At 50.7% G+C, this 21,154-nt stretch carries 22 protein-coding genes, 1 tRNA gene and 1 pseudogene; 11 read left to right on the top strand and 13 right to left on the bottom strand.

All coding sequences use genetic code 11. The features are described 5' to 3' along the window. The first annotated feature begins 74 nt into the window (after positions 1-74). Both dxs and AWQ22_RS05975 read left to right on the top strand, forming a co-directional pair. Positions 75-1,991: a 1-deoxy-D-xylulose-5-phosphate synthase gene (dxs, locus tag AWQ22_RS05980; protein ID WP_065710481.1), complete on the top strand. Its 1,917-nt coding sequence runs from the start codon at positions 75-77 to the stop codon at positions 1,989-1,991. Between the two features lie 139 nt (positions 1,992-2,130). Next, positions 2,131-3,462 (top strand): CmpA/NrtA family ABC transporter substrate-binding protein, encoded by a 1,332-nt coding sequence (locus AWQ22_RS05975; RefSeq protein ID WP_157094585.1) that lies wholly within the window; start codon positions 2,131-2,133, stop codon positions 3,460-3,462. Positions 3,463-3,464: 2 nt separating this feature from the next. On the opposite strand, the gene mnmE is transcribed toward AWQ22_RS05975, so the two are convergent. From mnmE to AWQ22_RS05955, 4 genes are all read right to left on the bottom strand, one after another. Beyond that, positions 3,465-4,847 (bottom strand): tRNA uridine-5-carboxymethylaminomethyl(34) synthesis GTPase MnmE, encoded by a 1,383-nt coding sequence (gene mnmE, locus AWQ22_RS05970; RefSeq protein WP_065710479.1) that lies wholly within the window; start codon positions 4,845-4,847, stop codon positions 3,465-3,467. 3 nt (positions 4,848-4,850) lie between these two features. Beyond that, positions 4,851-5,315, bottom strand: a complete 465-nt coding sequence (locus AWQ22_RS05965; RefSeq protein ID WP_030006266.1) for a single-stranded DNA-binding protein — start codon at positions 5,313-5,315, stop codon at positions 4,851-4,853. 65 nt (positions 5,316-5,380) lie between these two features. After that, positions 5,381-5,914: a hypothetical protein gene (locus AWQ22_RS05960; RefSeq protein WP_065710478.1), complete on the bottom strand. Its 534-nt coding sequence runs from the start codon at positions 5,912-5,914 to the stop codon at positions 5,381-5,383. A gap of 163 nt (positions 5,915-6,077) precedes the next feature. Further along, on the bottom strand, positions 6,078-7,664 hold the full coding sequence (locus AWQ22_RS05955; RefSeq protein WP_065710477.1) for a hypothetical protein: 1,587 nt from the start codon (positions 7,662-7,664) through the stop codon (positions 6,078-6,080). 173 nt (positions 7,665-7,837) lie between these two features. Here AWQ22_RS05955 and ispF point away from each other — a divergent pair, with 173 nt between their 5' ends. Further along, positions 7,838-8,317 carry a 2-C-methyl-D-erythritol 2,4-cyclodiphosphate synthase gene (gene ispF, locus AWQ22_RS05950; RefSeq protein WP_062433447.1) on the top strand — a complete coding sequence of 160 codons (480 nt, stop codon included), beginning with the start codon at positions 7,838-7,840 and terminating at the stop codon, positions 8,315-8,317. A 61-nt stretch (positions 8,318-8,378) separates the two neighbouring features. Here ispF and AWQ22_RS16545 read toward each other — a convergent pair. Then, positions 8,379-9,088, bottom strand: a protein-coding gene (locus tag AWQ22_RS16545) for an IS1 family transposase (RefSeq protein WP_397428282.1) whose coding sequence is annotated in 2 segments (ribosomal slippage) — positions 8,379-8,803 and positions 8,803-9,088 — 711 coding nt in all. Because the reading frame shifts where the segments join, the coding sequence is not laid out codon by codon here. Positions 9,089-9,151: 63 nt separating this feature from the next. Between AWQ22_RS16545 and AWQ22_RS17365 the strand changes: the two are divergent. Next, positions 9,152-9,301: pseudogene (locus tag AWQ22_RS17365) on the top strand (type II toxin-antitoxin system HicA family toxin); the annotation flags it as partial. A gap of 10 nt (positions 9,302-9,311) precedes the next feature. Beyond that, on the top strand, positions 9,312-9,527 hold the full coding sequence (locus AWQ22_RS05940) for a type II toxin-antitoxin system HicB family antitoxin (RefSeq protein ID WP_232321510.1): 216 nt from the start codon (positions 9,312-9,314) through the stop codon (positions 9,525-9,527). 75 nt (positions 9,528-9,602) lie between these two features. Here the strand turns inward: AWQ22_RS05940 and AWQ22_RS05935 are convergent, their stop codons facing one another. From AWQ22_RS05935 to AWQ22_RS05925, 3 genes are all read right to left on the bottom strand, one after another. Then, positions 9,603-10,202 carry a heme-copper oxidase subunit III gene (locus AWQ22_RS05935; RefSeq protein ID WP_065710476.1) on the bottom strand — a complete coding sequence of 200 codons (600 nt, stop codon included), beginning with the start codon at positions 10,200-10,202 and terminating at the stop codon, positions 9,603-9,605. A gap of 13 nt (positions 10,203-10,215) precedes the next feature. Next, complete coding sequence (gene ctaD, locus AWQ22_RS05930; protein WP_012306785.1) at positions 10,216-11,862, bottom strand: cytochrome c oxidase subunit I; 1,647 nt, start codon at positions 11,860-11,862, stop codon at positions 10,216-10,218. A gap of 84 nt (positions 11,863-11,946) precedes the next feature. Next, positions 11,947-12,942 (bottom strand): cytochrome c oxidase subunit II, encoded by a 996-nt coding sequence (locus tag AWQ22_RS05925; RefSeq protein ID WP_065711652.1) that lies wholly within the window; start codon positions 12,940-12,942, stop codon positions 11,947-11,949. 386 nt (positions 12,943-13,328) lie between these two features. Here AWQ22_RS05925 and AWQ22_RS05920 point away from each other — a divergent pair, with 386 nt between their 5' ends. The 3 genes from AWQ22_RS05920 to AWQ22_RS05910 are packed head-to-tail and all read left to right on the top strand — an operon-like array spanning position 13,329 to position 16,700. Continuing rightward, positions 13,329-14,243 (top strand): heme A synthase, encoded by a 915-nt coding sequence (locus AWQ22_RS05920; protein WP_065710475.1) that lies wholly within the window; start codon positions 13,329-13,331, stop codon positions 14,241-14,243. Positions 14,244-14,296: 53 nt separating this feature from the next. Continuing rightward, positions 14,297-15,250: a heme o synthase gene (locus tag AWQ22_RS05915; protein WP_030006259.1), complete on the top strand. Its 954-nt coding sequence runs from the start codon at positions 14,297-14,299 to the stop codon at positions 15,248-15,250. A gap of 4 nt (positions 15,251-15,254) precedes the next feature. Next, complete coding sequence (locus tag AWQ22_RS05910) at positions 15,255-16,700, top strand: aminotransferase class I/II-fold pyridoxal phosphate-dependent enzyme (protein WP_065710474.1); 1,446 nt, start codon at positions 15,255-15,257, stop codon at positions 16,698-16,700. Position 16,701: 1 nt separating this feature from the next. Here the strand turns inward: AWQ22_RS05910 and AWQ22_RS05905 are convergent, their stop codons facing one another. Further along, positions 16,702-17,520 carry a Cof-type HAD-IIB family hydrolase gene (locus tag AWQ22_RS05905; RefSeq protein WP_065710473.1) on the bottom strand — a complete coding sequence of 273 codons (819 nt, stop codon included), beginning with the start codon at positions 17,518-17,520 and terminating at the stop codon, positions 16,702-16,704. Between the two features lie 147 nt (positions 17,521-17,667). Between AWQ22_RS05905 and AWQ22_RS05900 the strand changes: the two genes are divergently transcribed. After that, the gene (locus tag AWQ22_RS05900; RefSeq protein WP_030006256.1) at positions 17,668-17,892 is read left to right on the top strand and encodes a hypothetical protein; all 225 of its coding nucleotides are present in this window, start codon (positions 17,668-17,670) and stop codon (positions 17,890-17,892) included. Positions 17,893-18,129: 237 nt separating this feature from the next. On the opposite strand, the gene AWQ22_RS05895 is transcribed toward AWQ22_RS05900, so the two are convergent. After that, a tRNA-His gene (locus AWQ22_RS05895) sits at positions 18,130-18,202 on the bottom strand. 54 nt (positions 18,203-18,256) lie between these two features. Between AWQ22_RS05895 and AWQ22_RS05890 the strand changes: the two genes are divergently transcribed. Beyond that, positions 18,257-18,661 carry a DUF4359 domain-containing protein gene (locus AWQ22_RS05890; RefSeq protein WP_065710472.1) on the top strand — a complete coding sequence of 135 codons (405 nt, stop codon included), beginning with the start codon at positions 18,257-18,259 and terminating at the stop codon, positions 18,659-18,661. Here AWQ22_RS05890 and AWQ22_RS05885 read toward each other — a convergent pair. The 3 genes from AWQ22_RS05885 to AWQ22_RS05875 form a co-directional block, all read right to left on the bottom strand. Then, positions 18,658-19,377, bottom strand: a complete 720-nt coding sequence (locus AWQ22_RS05885; RefSeq protein WP_041443431.1) for an LOG family protein — start codon at positions 19,375-19,377, stop codon at positions 18,658-18,660. The genes AWQ22_RS05890 and AWQ22_RS05885 overlap by 4 nt on opposite strands. A gap of 80 nt (positions 19,378-19,457) precedes the next feature. Further along, a complete protein-coding gene (locus tag AWQ22_RS05880; protein WP_065710471.1) occupies positions 19,458-20,123 on the bottom strand; it encodes a histidine phosphatase family protein in 666 nt (221 codons plus the stop codon). A 2-nt stretch (positions 20,124-20,125) separates the two neighbouring features. After that, complete coding sequence (locus AWQ22_RS05875) at positions 20,126-20,473, bottom strand: DUF86 domain-containing protein (RefSeq protein WP_012306775.1); 348 nt, start codon at positions 20,471-20,473, stop codon at positions 20,126-20,128. A gap of 118 nt (positions 20,474-20,591) precedes the next feature. Between AWQ22_RS05875 and AWQ22_RS05870 the strand changes: the two genes are divergently transcribed. After that, a complete protein-coding gene (locus tag AWQ22_RS05870; protein ID WP_012306774.1) occupies positions 20,592-21,149 on the top strand; it encodes a DUF3172 domain-containing protein in 558 nt (185 codons plus the stop codon). The last annotated feature ends 5 nt before the right edge of the window (positions 21,150-21,154 follow it).

The raw sequence follows: 21,154 nt of genomic DNA, 5'->3' as shown, positions 1-21,154 counted from the left end.
CTTCTGATTAAAATTGTTAGACCTGATATCCTGAGAACTAGACCCCTTTATAAGATCGCTCTCTAGAAACACCCATGCACCTGAGTGAAATTACCCATCCGAACCAACTCCACGGCTTGACCGTCCGTCAGTTGGAAGAGATTGCCCGGCAAATTCGCGAAAAACACCTCCAGACGATTGCCGCAAGTGGTGGCCACCTCGGCCCTGGTTTAGGGGTGGTTGAACTAACCCTCGCCCTCTACCAAAACCTTGATCTCGATCGCGACAAGGTGGTGTGGGATGTCGGTCATCAGGCTTATCCCCATAAGTTGATCACCGGACGCTACAACGAATTCCACACCCTCCGGCAAAAGGATGGGGTAGCTGGCTACCTTAAGCGCAGTGAAAATGTGTTTGATCATTTTGGTGCTGGCCATGCCTCGACCAGTATTTCCGCAGCGCTAGGGATGGCATTGGCACGGGATGCCAAGGAAGAAGATTTTAAATGTGTGGCAGTCATTGGTGATGGTGCCTTGACCGGCGGCATGGCCCTCGAAGCCATCAACCATGCGGGTCATTTACCCGATACGAATTTAATGGTGGTTCTCAATGACAATGAAATGTCTATTTCCCCGAATGTGGGAGCCATCTCACGATACCTCAATAAAGTTCGCCTCAGTGATCCCGTTCAGTTTTTGACCGATAACCTCGAAGAACAGGTTAAGCATCTCCCGTTCCTTGGGGACTCCCTCACCCCAGAGATGGAACGGCTCAAGGACAGCATGAAACGCTTGGCTGTCTCAAAAGTTGGCGCCGTCATCGAAGAATTAGGCTTTAAATATTTTGGCCCCGTGGATGGCCACAACCTCGAAGAGTTGATCCGCACCTTTAAACAGGCCCACAAGGCTAAAGGCCCGACCCTCGTCCATGTCGCCACAGTTAAAGGCAAAGGTTATGCGATCGCCGAAAAAGATCAAGTGGGCTACCATGCCCAGAAACCCTTTGACTTGGCCACAGGCAAAGCATTCCCCTCGAAGAAACCAACCCCACCGAGCTATTCCAAGGTCTTTGCCCATGCCCTGACCACCCTCGCGGAAAACAACCCCAAAATTGTCGGGATTACAGCGGCAATGGCCACTGGCACCGGGTTAGATAAGCTCCAACAGAAATTACCAAAACAGTACATCGACGTTGGTATCGCCGAACAACATGCCGTTACCCTAGCAGCGGGCCTCGCCTGTGAAGGAATGCGGCCAGTGGTGGCGATTTATTCGACTTTCCTGCAGCGGGCCTACGACCAAATCATCCATGATGTTTGTATTCAAAAATTACCAGTCTTTTTCTGCCTTGACCGGGCGGGCATCGTCGGTGCTGACGGGCCGACCCACCAGGGGATGTATGACATTGCCTATCTCCGCCTGATTCCCAATATTGTGGTGATGGCTCCCAAGGATGAAGCTGAACTGCAACGGATGCTCGTCACGGGGATTGAATACACGGACGGGGCGATCGCCATGCGTTATCCCAGGGGGAGTGGCATTGGTGCACCGTTAATGGAAGACGGCTGGGAACCCCTGCCCATCGGTAAAGGAGAAATCCTGCGCAATGGTGACGACATTCTCCTGATCGGCTATGGTGCCATGGTGCACTCGACCCTCCAGGTGGCCGAAATTCTCAGTGAACACGGCATTAGCGCCACGGTGATCAACGCCCGTTTTGTGAAACCCCTGGACTCTGAACTCATTGCGCCCCTCGCCAAGCAAATTGGTAAAGTGGCCACCTTTGAAGAGGGTTGCTTAATGGGTGGTTTTGGGTCTGCGGTCTGTGAAACGCTCCAGGATCATGATGTGCTTGTTCCCGTAAAACGCTTTGGCATTGGAGATGTGCTTGTGGATCATGCAACTCCAGCGGAATCAAAAGCGGCCCACGGGTTGACCCCAGCCCAGATGGCCGAATCCATTCGGGCGGCATTTTTCCAGAAAGACGCCGCCAAGACAACCACCACCGTTTAAGCAAAATTGACTGTGCTTGGATTTTGATCCCCAGTGCTCCTCGCTGCCCTGGGGATTTTTTGATGGTGGAACCGTCACAGAAAATTGCGATCGCCAAACCGAACCCGTAAAATTTGGGAGCCTCCCTGTATTTTTGCCTATGAAACGCCGCCACCTGCTCAAATACGGAACCTTTGCTGCCTGGGGTTATGGTCTCACTGCTTGCAATCGACTCCCTGATACCGTTCGTCTGCCAGGAAGATCTGCGAAGCAAGCCAACTTAGAATCAACTCCGCCGGTATTAGATCTGAGTGCCCCGGAAAAGCAAGCCCTCACCCTGGGTTATGTGCCGGACTTGGCGATCGCCCCCTGGCTGATGGCCCTCACCCAAGGCTTTTTTGAGCAGTATGGCCTGGAAGTTGAGCTGTATCCCCAGGTGGATCAACAGGCCGTGGAACAGGGGCTACTAGAATCGCGTTTTGATGCGGCGATTACCTCTTTTTCGACACCACTGATTTATCAGCTCAAAAGTCCTAGGGTTGATCTGGTCGCGTTGATGCAGATCCATCGCCACGGCGGTGTTTTTTGTGGCCGCCAACAGACCTGGGCCGATAATATTCGTTCTGGCATCGACTATGCGAATTTTGCAGAATTTGCGGCGGCCTACCGGGACTATGTGCGGGCTTTACCGGAAAAAACCTTTGGGGTAGACCACGACTACAGCACAACGGCTTATCTTTATCGCTATTGGTGGGCGGCCCTGGGTTTCCATCCAGATCGAGATTTAGAATTAGTCACCTTTGCGCCCACGGAGTTGCGTCATAAATTGCAGGCAGGGTTGATCCAAGGTTACTGCAGCCAAGAACCTTGGGGACAAGAGGCGATCGCCAACGATTCTGGTTTTATCCAATACCTTTCAGGGGATATTTGGCAGGGCCACCCGGGGCCGGTGATTACCACCAGTGCAGGCTGGCGAGAAGAAAACCCAAATACAGCTAAGGCTCTCATTGCCGCCACCCTCCAGGGTTGCCAATATTGCCAAGATCCCACCAACGCGGCTACCATTGGCCCTCTCCTAGCCAGTAACCTCGACCTTGATCCCGCCGCCCTCACCGCCCTCTTCAGTGGCCAATATTTCTACGGGGGAGACGGCGATCGCCCCATTGCCCGGCGGGATAGTCCCATTTGGTTCGACCAAGGGCGACGGATTACGGCCCCCGACCAGGCTAATTATTGCTGGCAATCCCATGGCCTGTGGCTCCTCACCCAGATGGTCCGCTGGCGACATTTTGAGCTGCGGCAATATCCCCAAAATGCCCGTGAACTGGTAGCAGTAGCCTATCCTACAGAACCCTACGGGGCGATCGCCCAGGGATTTGGGTTGCGTTTACCGCCTGAGTCTTTTAAGTCAGAGATTCACTTCATTGACCAACGGGCTTTTTTACCGAACCAAGTGGCCAGTTATCTTAACCAGTTTAAAATCCGCACCTGACCCTATTTCCCGATACAAAAACGGCTAAAGATCCGATCCAAAACCGATTCAGTCACCCCTTCGCCGGTAATTTCCCCTAGGGCCTGGATCGCACTACGCAGATCGATTGTCCAAAAGTCCAGGGGCAACCCTTCGGCAATGGTGCTTTGCACTTGAAGGAGAGCTTGTTGGGCCTGGGTCAAAGCCGCGGCTTGCCGTTGATTAATCGCAAAATCGAGATCGGTGGCTCCCACTTTTCCCGCTTGCACCAAATTGGCGATCGCCGTTTCCAATTCATCCACACCCTGGTGCTGGGCTGCCGCTGTTTTGACGACCCCTTGCACTTGGGGCGGAATTTCAATGGCCTCCGGTTGGCCGATGTCAATTTTATTAAGGATCAGAATTAAGGGTTGATTGGCTTTTGTGGCCACAATTCGCTGAAAAATTTCTTGATCTGCCGCTGTCCATCCCACCGCCGCATCGATGGTAAACAAAATCAAATCCGCCTGTTGGGAAGCGGCGAGAGAACGGGCAACACCAATTTTTTCCACGGCATCCTCTGTATCCCGGATGCCCGCCGTATCCAATACCTGTACCGGGATACCCTGCACCACAAGCTGGGACTCTACCACATCCCGCGTTGTCCCTGGTAAATCCGTGACGATGGCGCGATCGCTGCGACTCCAGGCATTTAACAGGCTCGATTTCCCCACATTGGGACGGCCCACAATCGCTACTTTTAACCCCGTGCGCAATAGTTCGCCCCGGTCAGAGGTCTGGAGAATTTGTTCAACTGTTGCGAGCACCTGGGTCAGATCCCGCTGAATTTGCGGCTCATCCAGGGGAGGTAAATCGTCTTCAAAATCAATGCGGGCTTCCACTTCCGCCAAAATATCTAAACATTGACCCCGGAGTTGTTGGATCGGTTGGGCCAGTTTCCCTTGGATGCCTGCTAGGGCCACCTGGGCCGATTGGGGTGATTTTGCCCCCACCAGTTCCGCCACACTTTCGGCCTGGGTGAGATCAATGCGACCATTCAAAAAGGCGCGCAGGGTAAATTCTCCTGGCGTCGCCAACCGCGCCCCAGCCCCCAAACAAAGCTGTAGCACCTGCTGCACGGGAATAATGCCCCCATGGCAGTGGAACTCCACCACATCTTCAGCGGTGAAGGAACGGGGGGCCAGCATCAGCAGGAGCAGCACTTCATCGACAATCGTTTGGGTTTGGGGATGACGGATATAGCCGTACAGAATGCGGTGACTCTCCCAGGTCTGCTGACCAGGGGCTTGAAAGAGTTGACGGGCAATGGGGAGAGCCGCTGCGCCAGATAGACGGACAATGCCAATGCTGCCTTGGTTTGGGACGACGGCACTGGCGATCGCCACAATGGTATCGCCTAGGTTCACAGTCTAAAACGGGATGTCATCAAGGTTCGGTTCCGGTTCACTGGGAGCCGGGGCAGGACTAGGAGCAGGAGCCATGGGGTTAATAGGCACCACATTACTGGGGGTAACGGGTGAGGTCGAAGCAGAAGGGGCCATGGTCGTTCCAGGGGAGGTGGGGCCTAGACCAGCACCAATAGCTTGGATTTGCGAAATCACTAACTCTGCCTTCTTTTCCTTAAAGCCTTCGGGTCGTTCGATGGTGTTCATCGTCAGTCGTCCCGTCAAGATCACTTGATCACCGTCGTGGTAATTTTGCTGGATGTCTTGGCTGAGGTTATCGCCCCAACCTACAGCCTTGAGTCGGCAAGCGGGGTCTCCCTCCCGGAGCGCCGGAAATTCGATGGTGATCTGAGCCAGGGGGGTATTGTCGGGGGTATAGCGCAGTTCTGGTTCCCCTAGGATGCGCGCCATTAATACACAACTATTCATTTCGTCTCGGTTGGCGATCGCCTAACATACGGTTCAATTGTACTTTTAAAGCCACGGGTTGCCGTTTAGAAGCGGAGACCTAACCCTCCTTGGAGCGCAACGGCCTTTTCATTTTTACCTTCATAGGCATCAAAGGCAAATACCGCATTGGTAAAGAGCACCGTATTGCCGTTGGGCAGTGCATAATCAAGCCCCGGTTGAATCACCAAGGTGTTTCGATCGCCGACGGGGGAAGGGTTGTTTCCGGTTGCGAAGGAATAACCAGCACCCACATAGGCATCGAGTTGCCAGGTTAGGGGCACATCATAGGAAATGGTCGGCACAATGGCGGTACTACCAGAACCGATAAAGGCTTGGGTCCGCAGGGAAATAGGTAATTTCAGAAACTTATAGCGGGCCGCCAAAACAGCACTGAGTTGTTGACCTTCGCCGTTCCAGTCGGAGGAAACGCCAACGCTCGCCCCAGCACCCACATAGCTACCATAGGCGGCCTGGGCCTGAGCTGTGGATTGGTAAATCGCGCCAGTGAGTCCTGTTAGTAAAGTCGTGGCGATCGCCAGGTGACTTAAATGCTGTCGGCCGATGCAAGCAAAGCTCATGTTTATACTCCTCAAAACCAGGGGACGGAAATTGTCCAGAATTGCTGCTATTTTAAGGTAAATTTTAGCTTTCTACCACAGAGTTTCGGGGGCGCAAAGGACTTATTAGGGGCCATTACTAGGTTGAGTAAATATTATTTGTCCAAATGATTTCGTCCAAAACTTAGGCTAAAGATTCAACGTTTTCTAAAACAACAATGCCCGGTTGAACTAATTCCCAAAGATTATCTTGATCTGTGGTGGCAATGCGAGCAGGTTTGAGTAATTTAATTGTCTGTAAATCTGGCTTTTGGTTACCGTAGCAGATAAAAGTTTGCTGAAAAAAAGCATAATTATCGGGGGTGATTTTAAGCTGGGCGCGAGGCACAAGGTAATACTGATTTTGCACTTCGATAGCCCAATAGTCCCCTTGGTCATCGGTTTGGAATAATAACCCGCTCAGGAAATTTTCAGTTTCTCCGTCAGTTTCGGGGTCTTGGGTCACAGGCGGTTGGACAGCCAAGGCGATCGCCTCTGGGGCCAGGCCCATGGCATCGGCGTTATAGGTTTCCACTAGGGCATCGTAGACATTGAGAAATTGCACCGGAAAATCAGCGTCTGTGTCTGTATCGATTTCTGTTTCCACAGGATTCGGCTCTAGGTAATCGAGCGTTTGTGAAGCTGGATTGAATGCCTCTAGGTCGCCTGGGATATTCGTGGCCAGCGGTTGTGAATGCGGTGTTTCGCTGAAGGGAATAGTGGTGGGTTGGGTTGTTACTGGCGACGGGGCGATCGCCGCAAAATTTTCCTTGGGCGAAAGATCGTAGGTGTTTTGGAGTCGCTTGATAAGCTTTGCTTCTAGCCGATCGAGATCAAAGGAATCCGGTTCCGCATCCGGGAAATAGCGATTTACAGGCGAAGCTGCTGGGGTCGGTTTCCGTAGATAAAACAGGGCAAGGGTCGCGGTGCCTAACAGAAGGAGCAGCCCCAGGAGAAAATTGGTGGTACGCAGGCGTTGTCGCAGGCGCTGATTATCCCGCTGGAGGGTTTGGATCATTGCCGAAAAAGTCGTGCCATCATCCACAACGGTATTTTCCAGACTTAGGCTCGTGTAGAGATAATCAATCGAGGTGGCTAGATCCGGGGCGATCGCCCCTTGGGCTGCGGTTTCATTCAGGGTTTTGAGGGTTTCGCTGAGGTCACTTAACTGTTGTGCAAGATATTCTTCGAGCTCTGTTTGGGTGACGCTACCGTAGAAACCATAGTCTGCTTCACTGAGGTTGCGCCGTTCAAAAAAGTCTAAAAATTCCTGGAGCCGCCGGATCGTTTCTGGATTAAAGCCATCCGTAAAGGGTTCAATCAGGTTGGTGAGATTATTGAGCTGCTGATCAAGGTTGGCGATCACCGTTGCTAAAGCTTCCCGTTGGGCTGGGTCTTGAATCGTTGCCAGTTGCCCTTCCAGCAACCGGATCTGTTCCTGGAGTTGTTGCAGGCCAGCCCGATCATTCCGAAAAATTTCTGCATCGAAGGCCGCTGTCCCCGTGTTGAGCGCTGCCAAATTTTCAGGGAATTCTTCTAGGTCAGGCCGGAGACCAACAAAACCCTGGTTCAATAACCACAACTCCGCAAGGAATGAACGCCCTTGGGTAGTGGAGGTGGCTTCTTGGGCAAAGGTTGGAGGTATTAGGACAGGTGAGAGCAGTGCCGATCCGCCTGTGCCCAGCAGTAAACTCCCCAGGATTAAACTGTGCCAGCCTTGCCTCATTGCCATACTCTTTTCCTGCGATAGGATTCTTGAACAAAAAAAATTGTGCTCAGAATGTGTGAACTTACTTAAGGTGATTCTAAGGCAGCTTTCCCCCAGAAATTCATCGCCGTCACACCCAGAAAATAAAAAGAGATATGCTACCCTAACCAGTGACTTTATGCCCGCCCCTAACTCCTATGAAAATCCGCATTGGTAACGGTTACGATGTCCACCGTCTCGTGCCTGGTCGTCCCCTCATTTTGGGAGGCATTCAGCTAGAACACCACCTCGGCTTAGATGGCCATAGCGACGCAGATGTTTTGACCCATGCGATTATGGATGCGATGTTGGGTGCCCTCAGTTTGGGGGATATTGGCCATTATTTTCCGCCTACGGATCCCCAGTGGAAAGGGGCTGACAGCATTGAATTGCTCAAGCAGGTACATCAACTCATCCAAGAACGGGGCTGGCAAATTGGCAATATTGACTCGGTGATTGTCGCTGAACGCCCGAAACTGAAACCGCACATCCAAGCCATGACTCAATGTCTTGCTGAAGCCCTGGGAGTTGATCCGGATCAGGTGGGTGTTAAGGCCACAACCAATGAAAAACTAGATGCCATGGGTGAGGAAAAGGGAATTTGTGTCCATGCTGTCGCCCTGTTAGTGCAAGTATGAGTCATGGATAATGAAAGTTAAAGAAATTATCAAACTTATAGAACAAGATGGTTGGGTAGTACTAAAGGGGTAATGAGGAATTGTAGTGATGGATGAAATTCCACAATAGTCCAATGTGATTAAATACACACTTGGAGAAGGCTAGACTGCGTCTCACAAACCGTGACATCCTTTGCCTCACAGTACAATTAAAGCGCTCAATATAACTGGTTTTACCACTCTGTTTGCTAACCACCCGATGACGCTTTGAAGGGAATACGCCACGGTAGGCTTCCCACTCATCCGTGTAGAAGACTCCACATTGCCGATATACCCCAGGCAATGACGCCCACAGTGCTTTTGCACTCTCTCGACCACGGCAACCAACGTGCAGACCAATAATTTCCCGGGTTTGAACGTCAAGGGCCAGCCAGACCCACTGTTTATTGCCTTTGTGGTCAACAAAAGACCAGAGTTCGTCACACTGCACCTTTAAAGACCCCTTTTTTTGGGGACAACCTTGGCCCTTCTTGGTACTTGTGCTGCTTTCATATTGACGTAATTTTGCAGCCATTGTTCAGAAACTTGAACAGCTCTGGCGATGCCGGCCATCGAAATACGTTCGAAAAGCAGACGGTCAATCAGAGCGCGGGTTTCAGCATCAATGAGTTTATTGGTGGGATGTTCCACGAATTGACGACCGCATTGCTTGCAGAGAAAGCGCTGTTTACCGTTGTGGATGTGCCCATTTTTGACTGTATGTTGGGATTGACAGCTGGGACATTGAGGCATGGGTCGGAGTCAATGACTTCCGTTCTACCTTAACAAAACCGTCATTACCCTTTTAGTACCACCGATGGTTGGAGCCTCACTAGAACTCGCGGAAGTCACCGTCAGTACAAGCATCCAACTAAACTAGGATTAGTAACAGTTGCAGGAAAATTCAGCGATGAACTAGCTCCTGGAACCCAAAATAGTATTCTCAAACAAGCTGGCTTAAAGTAACAAAGTAGAAATGATGCGCTATCTAATCGTCATCGAAAAAACCAATACGGGTTACTCCGCTTATGCTCCAGATTTATCTGGTTGTATCGCAACAGGAACAACAAAAGCTGAGGTTAAAAAAAATATGCAAGAGGCGATCGCCTTTCACCTTGAAGGATTGCAATTAGAAGGCTTAGAAATTCCACAGCCTTCTGTTTCTTCTGCCTATGTTGAAATTGCAGCGTGAAAAATAAATGCAGCAACAAAAAAGAGGAGACATTATTGGCCTCCCCTTTAAGGATTGATTTAAGAAATAAAGCTATTACAGCAGATAGACAAGGCCGAACAGGATAATCCAGACTACATCCACAAAGTGCCAGTAGAGTTCCGCTGCTTCGACACCAAAATGGGCTTGGCCACTGTAATGACCGGCTTCGCGCGATCGCCACAACACTGCCAAAGTAAATAACAGCCCTGCCGTCACGTGGAGACCGTGGAACCCCGTCAGCACATAGAAACAACTGCCAAACAGATGCTCCGTGAGGCCAAACTCCATGTGGGCATATTCATAGACCTGGCCGCCGAGGAAGACCGCCCCCATTAGTGCCGTAATCCCGAACCATAGCTGGAGACCTTTGACGTCGTCGTTTTTGATCGCGCTTTGGCCCTTGTGCATCACAAAACTACTGCTAACCAGGATGATCGTATTCACCGTGGGCACGAGCAATTCTAATTCCTTTGTGAAACCAGGCATCGTCGCCTTATAAATCAAAAAAGCGGCGAACAGCCCCAGGAAAATCATACTTTCTGCAACTAGAAACATCACGAGGCCAAACATCCGGTAGTCAGGATGACCATGGTGTTCCATCGGGGGCGCTTGATAATCGCTGGCGATCGCCGTATTGGTGGTTGAACTTTGCATTTTTGCGACTCCTCTAACTCATTTCTGCCACTTCAGCGAGCATCTCTTCAATGGAATCCTCATCTCTGGGTTCTCCATCAATGCCATACTCATAGGGGCCAGCCCAAAGGACGGGTGGCTCATCAAAGTTTTCGATACTCGGCGGAGAGGTGGTTTGCCATTCCAGGGTGAGAGCACGCCACGGATTCCGTCCGGCTGCTTTCCCATTGACTAACCCCAAGACGATTGAGACCAAAAACGGCAACGTTGATAAGGCCAAAATGTAAGACCCTAGGGTACAAACTTGGTTTAGGGGCTGGAACTGGGGATCATAAAGGGCAATGCGGCGGTTCATCCCCTGGAGACCCAGATAGTGCATCGGCAAAAAAGTCATATTGAAGCCGATAAAGGTCATCGCAAAGTGAATTTTGCCCCAGGTTTCGTTGTACATTTTGCCCGTCATTTTCGGGAACCAATGGTATACCGCCCCAAAGAGGGCAAAGACAGAGCCACCGAAGAGGACATAGTGGAAGTGACCCACCACGAAATAGGTGTCATGGACATGGATATCAAAGGGAGCTGCTGCCAACATCACCCCTGTTAAACCGCCAATGAGGAAGGACGAAAGAAAGCCAATGGCGAAGAGTAACGCGGAGTTGAGTTGTAATTTGCCACCCCAGAGGGTCGCACACCAGCTAAAGATCTTGATCCCCGTCGGTACGGCTACGAGCATGGTGGTTGCCATAAAGAACATCCGCAACCAACCAGGGGTGCCACTGGTAAACATGTGGTGCGCCCAGACGATTAAACCGAGAAAGCTAATTGCTAAACCGGAGTAGGCGATCGCCCGATAGCCAAAGATTGGTTTGCGGGAGTGGACGGGGAGAATTTCTGAAATCACCCCAAAGAAGGGGAGCACCATAATGTACACCGCCGGGTGGGAATAGAACCAAAAGAGGTGCTGGTACACAATCGGATCGCCACCGCCTGTGGGGTTAAAAAAAGCTGTGCCTGCCATTAGGTCAAAGGACAGCAAGATCAAAGCTGCGGCCAAGACCGGAGTCGAGAGCAAAATTAACGCCGAAGTCGCCAACATCGCCCAACAAAACAGCGGCATACTGTGGATGTCCATATCCGGGGCGCGCATCTTAAAAATCGTGGTGACAAAATTAATCGCCCCCAAAATCGAAGCCGTCCCCAAAATCAGCAGACATAAAATCCAGAGTTCTTCGCCCCACTTCCCAGAGATCAAACTCAAGGGCGGATAGGACGTCCAACCCGCCTGGGGTGCGCCTACAAAGAAACTCAGAATCAGAAGAATACCGCCGACGGGCTGCATCCAAAAGGCCACGGCATTTAACCGGGGGAAAGCCATATCATCCGCACCGATCATCAGTGGGATTAAGTAATTGGCAAAGGCGGCTCCGGCGGGCACAATCCACAAGAAGATCATGATCGTGCCGTGCATCGTAAACATTTGGTTATAGACTTCGGGGGAAACAAAGTCTGGGTCTGGGGTCGCAAGTTCTGTGCGGACAATCTCTGCTAATGCACCACCAATGAAGTAAAACAAGAAGGCCGTAACAAGATATTGAATCCCGATTACTTTGTGGTCAGTACAAAAGGTGAAGTAGTCCGTCCATTTGCGATCGCCCGCATGGTGTATTGTCGCGTCACTCATGGTTGATCGTTGATTAGTTATCGTGCGTTTACTAAAAAATTAGTTACAGGTTTAGTTGGTTTAATTGTTTGAAAAAGCCTGACCTTACTGGGCCATCGACATCATTCCCAAAGGATTATGGGGAATCTGCTCTAGGGTATTTTCAATAATCCCCATCTCCTCGGCGTAGGCCTGGAGAAATGCTGCATCGGTTAAGGCCGTAGAATCGACGGGTAGCGGTTGACCCTCGCCGTCTTTCAGCGCCACTGTGCGCGATTGCACCCATTGGTCATAACCCTCTGCCGTTTCAACGGTCATCGTGGTTTTCATGCCGCCGTGGTAAGAGCCGCACAATTCTGCACAAATCACCGGGTAGGTGCCTTCTCGGTTGGCCACAAAGCTCAGTTGTGAAACCTGGCCGGGCATCACATCTTGTTTAATGCGAAATTCTGGGAGCCAGAAAGCATGGATCACGTCTGCTGCTTTCATGTTGAGTTGAATTGGACGATCCACAGGCACATGGAGATCCCCGGAGACAATCCCCGTATCGGGGTAGGTGAAAATCCAGGCATATTGCAGGCCATTCACGTCAACCACTAAAGGATCTTCATCATTGGCCGACATGGATTTACCAATGCCAATGGCAATTTTAGAATCTGGTTCCATTGCCACCATGTTGTCCATGGTATTGGGGTTATGTTGATGATGGTGGGCCATGGTCATACCGCCCCCAGAAACCATCGGGTCGAGGCCGCCCATTTTGTTATAGATTTCAAAGCTATAGATCGCCAAGATAAAGACGATGACGGTGGGGATCGCTGTCCAGACAATCTCTAAGGGAACATTGCCTTCGATCGCCGGGCCGTCGGTCAAATCCCCCTGTTTGCGGCGAAATCGAATTAGACAAATCACCAAAACCCCTTCAATCAAGATAAAAAGACCAGTGGCAATGGTCATCATCAGATTAAACAATTCATCGACATCATTGGCGTCGGCGGAGGCGGCAACGGGTAGTAAACCATGGTTTTGACCGTACCAGAGACTGATGAGGGTAATGGCAATTCCAGCGATCAAGGTCGTGATGCTATTGGGAATATTCACGGGAAATGTTGGAGCTTTTTTGGAATAACTGCTGGTTACCACGTTAAAACAAACTGTTTGGAAATGCCTTTGGTTTGTCACAATCTTCATGGTTGACTGATGACAAATCTTGATGATTTTGTATCAAGGTTATTTAAAACTCAATTATGTAATCTATCTGGCCAAAAACTTAAGATTATATTTAGATTTCCTCGGTTATTCGTTGCTTAAATGTAAAGAATTTGTACAGGATAGGTCGCTGAACAGCAGCGTCTAAATGGGTTCACTACAGTGTTAATTAACGAGATTTAGCTATTTTTCCTAGCCTAAAATCTAATTTGTGTAGCTATTTACATCTGTGGCAGTTCTGACTCCGTAGATTGTTAAGCGTTTTGTGAGGAGGCTTCATGGCTCATTCCATTTCATCTCCAAATTCTTTTTCACCAGCGAGTGATCAGGTGAAAACATGGGTTCGCCGTTTGGTTTGGAAAATGGCGATCGCCACCTTGTTGTTAATGGCGATTGGCAGTGCAACACGGGTGATGAATGCGGGACTGGCTTGTCCGGATTGGCCCCTGTGCTACGGGCAACTGGTGCCGACCCAACAGATGAATTTACAGGTTTTCTTGGAGTGGTTCCACCGTTTAGACGCGATGTTGATCGGTCTCTCGGCGATCGCCTTGGTGGGACTCACCCTCTGGTTCCGGACGGCACTACCCCGTTGGCTGCCATGGGCTGCGAGCTTTGCCCTGTTTTTGATTGTGTTCCAAGGGATCCTAGGAGGATTAACCGTCACCGAACTGCTACGCTTTGATATCGTCACAGCCCACCTGGGGACGGCTCTCTTTTTCTTTGTTACTCTGCTCACCATTGGCAGTTGTTTGAGTGACTATCGCGGCAACGGCACCGCCGGAAAATTACCTTGGTTTGGTTTGACGGCAGCCATTTTTATTTATCTCCAAAGCCTGTCCGGAGGTTTAGTCGCCTCCCAGTGGGCCTTGCACCAGTGCTTTTTCCAAGGGGATATGTGTGTGGTGATGGACAGTCACATCGTCGGTGTTGTCCCTGCTACCCTTGCAACGGTTGTCACTGTGGTCATGGCTTGGCGGACGCCAGCGCTCCACCCTGCTCTCCGCAGCCTCGCCAATGTCGCCATGTTACTGGTGTGCTTACAAATTTTGATTGGGGTGGCCACCTTTAAATTACATCTGCAAGTGGAACCCCTCACCGTGACCCACCAGGCCGTTGGGGCGAGCCTCCTTGGGACTTTGGCGATGTTTTCTGTCTTTGCGTTCCGCGATCGCCAACCCCACACCAGTTAAATCAAACCCTATCTCTCCATTCCTCTGCGTCTTTATTAAATTCAGGTATTTTTATGCTCGGCACCAGCCTTTCTCCGCACCATGAAAACTTTTGGGCGGTTATCAAAAGCTATTACCAACTCACCAAACCCCGCATTATTCCTCTGCTGCTGATTACCACCGCTGCTTCGATGTGGATTGCCTCCCATGGTCACATTGACCCGGTAAAGTTGCTGATTACGTTATTGGGGGGGACCCTCGCTGCAGCCTCTGCCCAAACCCTCAACTGCATCTATGACCAGGACATCGATTTTTCGATGCAGCGCACCCGTAAGCGGCCCATTCCTTCTGGTCGCGTCCAGCCACGCCATGCCTTAATTTTTGCGCTGATTTTGGGGAGTTTGTCCTTTTCCCTGTTAACGGTATTTGTGAACTTGCTTAGCGCCTGTTTAGCGTTATCGGGCATTGTATTTTATATGCTGGTTTATACCCACTGGCTGAAACGGCACCACGTACAAAATATTGTGATCGGTGGGGCCGCAGGTTCGATTCCGCCCCTGGTGGGTTGGGCAGCGGTTACGGGTCAGTTGGATTGGTCGGCCTGGATTTTGTTTGCGCTGATTTTCCTCTGGACGCCGCCCCATTTCTGGGCCTTGGCCTTGATGATCAAAGAAGATTATGCAGAAGTTGAGGTGCCGATGCTGCCCGTGGTCAAGGGCGAAAAAATAACCGTCGATCAAATTTGGATTTATACATTAATCGTTGTGCCCTTTAGTCTGTTGCTGGTTTTTCCGTTCCACGCATCTGGGCTGTTTTATGCGATCGCCGCCTTAGTGCTGGGAGCCATTTTTATCCAAAAAGCCTGGGAATTGAAGCAAAATCCCTTTGATCAGCCCCTAGCGAAGTCAATGTTTAAATATTCGATTCTTTATATGATGTTGCTTTGTACGGCGATGGTGGTGGATAGTTTACCTGCGGTGCATGATGTTACTGCCCTGGTGACCACAACCTTAGCTTCCCTGACTTAAATTAATGACGCCCTTGTTTTCGCGCCTGCTTGCCCTCGCCCACGATAACCATGCAGCCTTCTATGCCCCCGGTCACAAAGGTGGTCAGGGGATTTTTTCTGGGTTGGCACAAGCCTGGGGTAAGGAAATTTTTCGGGCAGATTTACCGGAGCTCCCCGGTCTCGATAATCTATTTGCGCCAGAAGGGGTGATTTTAGAAGCCCAAACCCTCGCCGCCGAAACCTTTGGGGCCGATCAAACCTGGTTTTTGATCAATGGTTCCACCTGTGGGATTATCGCTGCCATTTTAGCGACGGTGGGGGAAGGGGAAAAAATTCTCTTACCCCGCAATGTCCATCAATCGGCCATTTTCGGCTTGATTTTGTCTGGGGCGATGCCAGTTTTTGTGAATCCGCCCTACGATCCCCAATGGGATTTGAGTTATGGTTTAACGCCAGAATCTGTTGAGCAAGCCTTGCAAATTCATCCTGATATTAAAGCGGTTTTTGTTCTTTCTCCCAGCTATCAAGGGGTTTGTCCAGATTTAAAGGAGATCGCCGCTATCACCCAGCGCCACAATATTCTGCTCATCGTTGATGAAGCCCACGGTAGCCACTTTAAATTTCATCCTAATTTCCCGCCCCCGGCCCTCGAACTCGGTGCTGATCTGGTAATCCAATCGACCCACAAAACCCTGGGAGCGATGACTCAAGCCTCGATGCTCCATCGACAAGGAGCCAGGGTTGATCCCCAGAAAATCAACCGTGCTTTACAACTCGTCGAATCCACCAGTCCCAGCTATTTACTTCTGGCTTCCCTGGATGCGGCCCGCGCTCAAATGGCAACACAGGGCGAAACCCTTTGGTCAGAAACACTCGCTTTGGCGCAACGAGCACGGCAAGCTTTGACCCCGATTCCAGGCTTAAAAATTTTTGATCCCCAGCCCCAGGCGGGCATCGAATATTTTGATCCCACCCGCCTCACCGTTGATGTTTCGGGTTTAGGGTTGACGGGTTATGCCGCGGATGAAATCTTAACGGAAACTCTGGGGGTGATTGCAGAACTCCCCCTGGGGCGATCGCTCACTTTTATCCTTACCTTTGGCAATACAAACCAGGATATTCAGCGGCTAATCGATGCGTTTCAAACCCTCAGCGAAAACAATCAAGCACAACAGCCTTTAAACAAGCCAAACATTTCAACCGATCAGCCTGAAACCTGCTATGGGCTGCCACAACTCTCGCCGCGCCAAGCTTTTTTTGCTACCAGTAGAGCCGTTTCCCTTGAAGCCAGTCTCAATCAAATTTGCGCGGAGTTGATTTGTCCTTATCCCCCTGGGATTCCGGCGATCATGCCCGGCGAAAAAATTACGGCAGCCACCCTCGCCAGCTTGCGCCAGACATTACAACTGGGAGGGGTGATCACCGGGGCTAGTGATCCCAGCTTAAAAACGATTCGTGTGATTGATTAACTTAAAGCAAAAATTTGGCGATCGCCTCGGCGACTCCATCCTCTTCGACGGAGGTTGTCACCGCATCCGCAACGGCTTTGAGGGCAGTAGGAGCATCCCCCATGGCTACGCCAAGCCCTGCATATTCGAGCATTTCTCGGTCGTTAAAATTGTCGCCAATGGCCATCACGTTAGCAGCCTGCAACCCCAGAATTTCTTCAGTGAGAAATTTTACCGCTTGGCCTTTCGTCGCCGTCGGTGAGGTGAATTCTACATACACAGCCGTGGACTGGGTACAGTAAATTTGCTGCTGGGTGTAGCGTTTTTGCACGAGGGGCAAGAGGGTTTTCGGTACCGTTTCTGTGTGGCAAACCGCAAGAATTTTTGTGGGAGCCTGGGCCACAATATCCCGCAAATCGGTGAGCAAATTTGCCTTGCAACCCGTTCTCTCTTGGTAGGCCGCAGTCCGCTCATTGAAGTCATCGACATATAATTCGTCGTTGTGATAGACATGCAAATGGAGCTGCGATCGCCAATTCTTAGTGCTAAGAAAATCGAGAATATCAAGGGCAATATCGGCTGGCACTGAAAGCTGCTGATGGGGGAGAGTTTGTAGCGGGTCTTGAATCCAAGCGCCGTTATAGGCAATTAAAGGAACATCGGAGGCAATGGCTTCGTAAAATCGCTTGGCCGAACAAAACATACGCCCGGTGGCGATCGCCACTTTGATCCCTTTCCGTTGGGCCGCTTGGATCGCCTCTAAAACCTGGGGACTCACTTGGTTTATTTTCCCGGAAATCGTGCCGTCAATATCCAACACCAGTAGGCGAATGTCCTGCATTGTTTCGGTCAAAATGGTTGCCCCTAAAGCATAGAAGAGTTCCCCTATCCCAGCAACGACCCAAACCCCAAGGCCGGATTGCCACTTTGTATAATAAAAAACACAAGTACAAATTATTGCTGCATTCAAGTTTTAGAGAATTTCACCATGACCACCGAGCGGGAATTTGCCGAATGGCCCGAAAAAATTAGACGGGTTCGTGGCCAAGCGCCCCAACGCCAAACCCAGCGTTCAACCCAAGCGCCCCGTTGGTTACCGATTCTGCTGTTCTTTTCGAGTTTGGCGATCGCCCTTTGGTTCAACCAACAACTCCAGCAACGTCCGGTACAGTCGGGTGGGGAATCGTCCGCAGTAAGACAATATCGACTCTAGGGAATCAATTTTCTGGTCGTTTTCCCTGGATTTAATGCAGGTGCAAGCTGTTGCTAAGGTTTTTTACGCCAAGGCTCTCAACGAAGGTCTACTTTTTGCAAGCTTAAGCCACTATCTGAGTTACCCTGTGCTTGGTCTACGAGAGGATAAAAATCCGGTACTGACTGAAAAAATATCCCCTGGGACAGGCTGTGAGGGAACCCTGACTTCGGTTATAAAATTGGTTAGATTTGAGAGGGCGAACGAGGGGACTCGAACCCCCGAATGGCGGAACCACAATCCGCTGCCTTAACCACTTGGCTACGCTCGCCATAATCACGATTAATAATGTTATCGAATTGATTTTATTTTGTCCAGGTTTTTTATGAAATTTTCTCAAATTAGCGGTGTGGTCAGCGGCTTCGGCGTTGTTGTCCTTGGGGCGATCGCCTACTTAACCAATCCTCCCCTGAGCCAATATCGCAATTATGCGGGCGAACAGATTGCCATCTATCTTAAGGATAATGTCTGCCAAAATTCGGGCGAGGATCTGCCCCTCGGTTTAGGCAATCTCCAAAGCGATTTGCTGCGCAACTACTGCAAAACCCTGGTGGACGCGAGCCAGGCCCAATTGGGCGAAATCGTCAGTCGGCAAACCAGCGTCAATAATTATTTTTTCTTTAGCATCTACCAAACGGATATTGTTTTGCCGGAGCCCTTTCCACGGTACTCCTTTGAGACGGTGGGGATTTTTCGGCAGTTCTACACCTACCGAGCAGAAAAAAGCTAGGGGGAGCATTGCGCCCAGGCCTGATGGGAGAGTTTCAAACGGGCGATCGCCTCATCCACCGACCCAACACACACAGGAATTTCAAAATCCACCGCATCGGCCATCTGGGGCACCATGGTTTGTTCGGCCCACTGGACTAATTCTGTCCACATGTCGCCCACCAAAATAAACGGCATATTATGGATCGAGCGCACCTGGAGCAATTGCCAAATCATCAACGCTTCGAGGGTTGTCCCGATCCCCCCCGGCATCACCACAAACGCATCGGAGACCAAAACGAAATGGTGCAGGCGTGAGAAAAAAGTCTGGTGCTGAAATACCTCCTCGACAAAGGGATTAACCTCCTGTTCAAACCCCAAATCCACGCGAATACCAATGGATTTTGTCCGGTCATGGGGATCTGCTAAAACACTGCCTTCGTTCGCTGCTTCCATCAAACCAGGGCCACCCCCCGTCACAATGTCACAGCCGAGGGTCGTCAACTCACTGGCTAAGCGGCGCACGTCTTGGTAGAGGGGCGAGTCACGGGTAATCCGGGCCGAACCAAAAATTGTCACGCGATAGCGATCGCGGCGGGGCGGCTGAATACTACTCAGGCCATTGACCACTTGCCAGAGGGATAACACGGCTTCTTGCACAATGTCATAGCTCATGGTCTGTTCGCTGAGGCTGACAGGAAAGCAAGGGGAAGGTTGGCCGTTCGCTTCGTTTTTCATGGTGATTTTTGCCCGGTAATGGGAGCAATCTTACAATATTTCCGGGAATTTCCTCGATGGCGACTGGGCGGATTGATAGTTTAGGGGGCCACCTTGACGCCTGGATCTGTCAGGAAATGGGTCTCATTTTGCCGTTGCCAGAGCCAGCGATCGCCAAGGTTAACCAGTTGATTGAGGGCACACACATCGGGGCTAATGGTTTGGTCTGTTCCCAGTAGATAATTCAGACAAATGCCCAGGGGAATTTTGTGGCCAATCAAAAGCAAGTTGCCGGAATAAGATTTTAGTAACTGCTTGAGGGTCTGAATCGTCCGTCGCTGCACCTGGGCGGCATTTTCGGGGTAGTCGGGTAAATACTTTTCCTGGTAGCGCCAGTCGATATGGATAAAGTTTTGGCGTAAAAAAGCTTTGGGGTGGGTCAGCGGCGGGCGAGTCATCCAATGGGGATTTTGCCATTCCCCCAGGCCCGGTTCTAGCCTCAGAGGGAGGTTTAAACGTTGGGCGCAATAGTGACCTGTTTGGATCGTGCGCAGGAAAGGAGAAGTGAAAATATGGTGGATCGTTTCTGGGGCGAGGCGATCGCCTAACTCCTGGGCTTGGTGGTGGCCAGCGGGACAAAGGGGCGGATCGTAGGGATAGAGGGCCGTGGTAAACCAAGCCGGTTGCACGAAATCTAAGCGATTTCCGTGGCGCACAAACCACAACTTTCGGCCCCAGGCGCTATGGGAAACAGGCTTAAACAGCATCCCTAGACGTGGAGATTTTCCGGCAAGATTACTTCTAAAGCCTCTGCCCAAACCGGGAGATCATTACGCACCAGATCCCAGACAAAGGCAATATTGACCGCCTCGTAATCTTCACTCATGGTTTTGGCGATCGCCTCTAGTTCAAACCAAGGCACTTGGGGGAGTTCTGGGTGCATCACCTTGGGAATATTTCGCGCCGCCAGACCCATAATTTCGATCCGCCGAATCACCGCATCCTGAACCACAATATTGCCGAGGAACTCCGTCCAACTCAGATCCGCTAAATAATTAATCGCGAGCCGCGCCGAAATGAGAATATCCAATAAAACTAATGTGTGCCGATCCGCCATGGAAAACCTCGAGATAAGCTCCGGGTGGAGTAGTAAATCGCTATAGTGGATAGAATGATCACTTAACAAAGTATCGTATCGACTTGATGGAGCCGCTGTTCCCCATAGATATCCGCTGATGAAACGTCAAACTCGTTCACGTTACGATCGCCCTCCCTACGACCGTCCGAGGTATCCCGAACGGGAACCAAAAAAGTCCCTCTTTAACTTCAACTATGCAACTCTGGCACTGTTTGGGGGAATTTTTGTCCTAGGGGTGACGGTGGGCATCGGCTTTAGCTCCAGTACCAATCTTAACCCGACAAGCATTGATTCTCGCCTGGAAATTGACCGTCAAGCTCCGGATGCTGAACTTTGCCAACAATTTGGTGCGAGTGCCATTGTGACGGACATGAAAATCTTTGTGACCCTCAACCCCTTCAATGTCTTTGTCACTCAGCCGCAGATGGAACCAGGCTGTGTGATTCGGCAAAATAACTGGGCCATTCTGGAACGGCAGAACCTGGTCACATCAGAACAGGTCAATGATTGCAAACGGCGCATGAATACCTTTGGCTATACCGGTAGTCTGCAAGGATCACCGAGTATTAACTGTATCTATCAAAATGATGCGGCAGGGAATCTTTTCCTTAATCAACCCGGAACGACCTCAGTCCCAGAATCCGATCGTTTCTAGGGAAC

This window comes from Picosynechococcus sp. PCC 7117 (assembly GCF_001693275.1).
Taxonomy (GTDB): domain Bacteria; phylum Cyanobacteriota; class Cyanobacteriia; order Cyanobacteriales; family MRBY01; genus MRBY01.
This window is presented reverse-complemented; position numbering and strand designations above follow the sequence as displayed.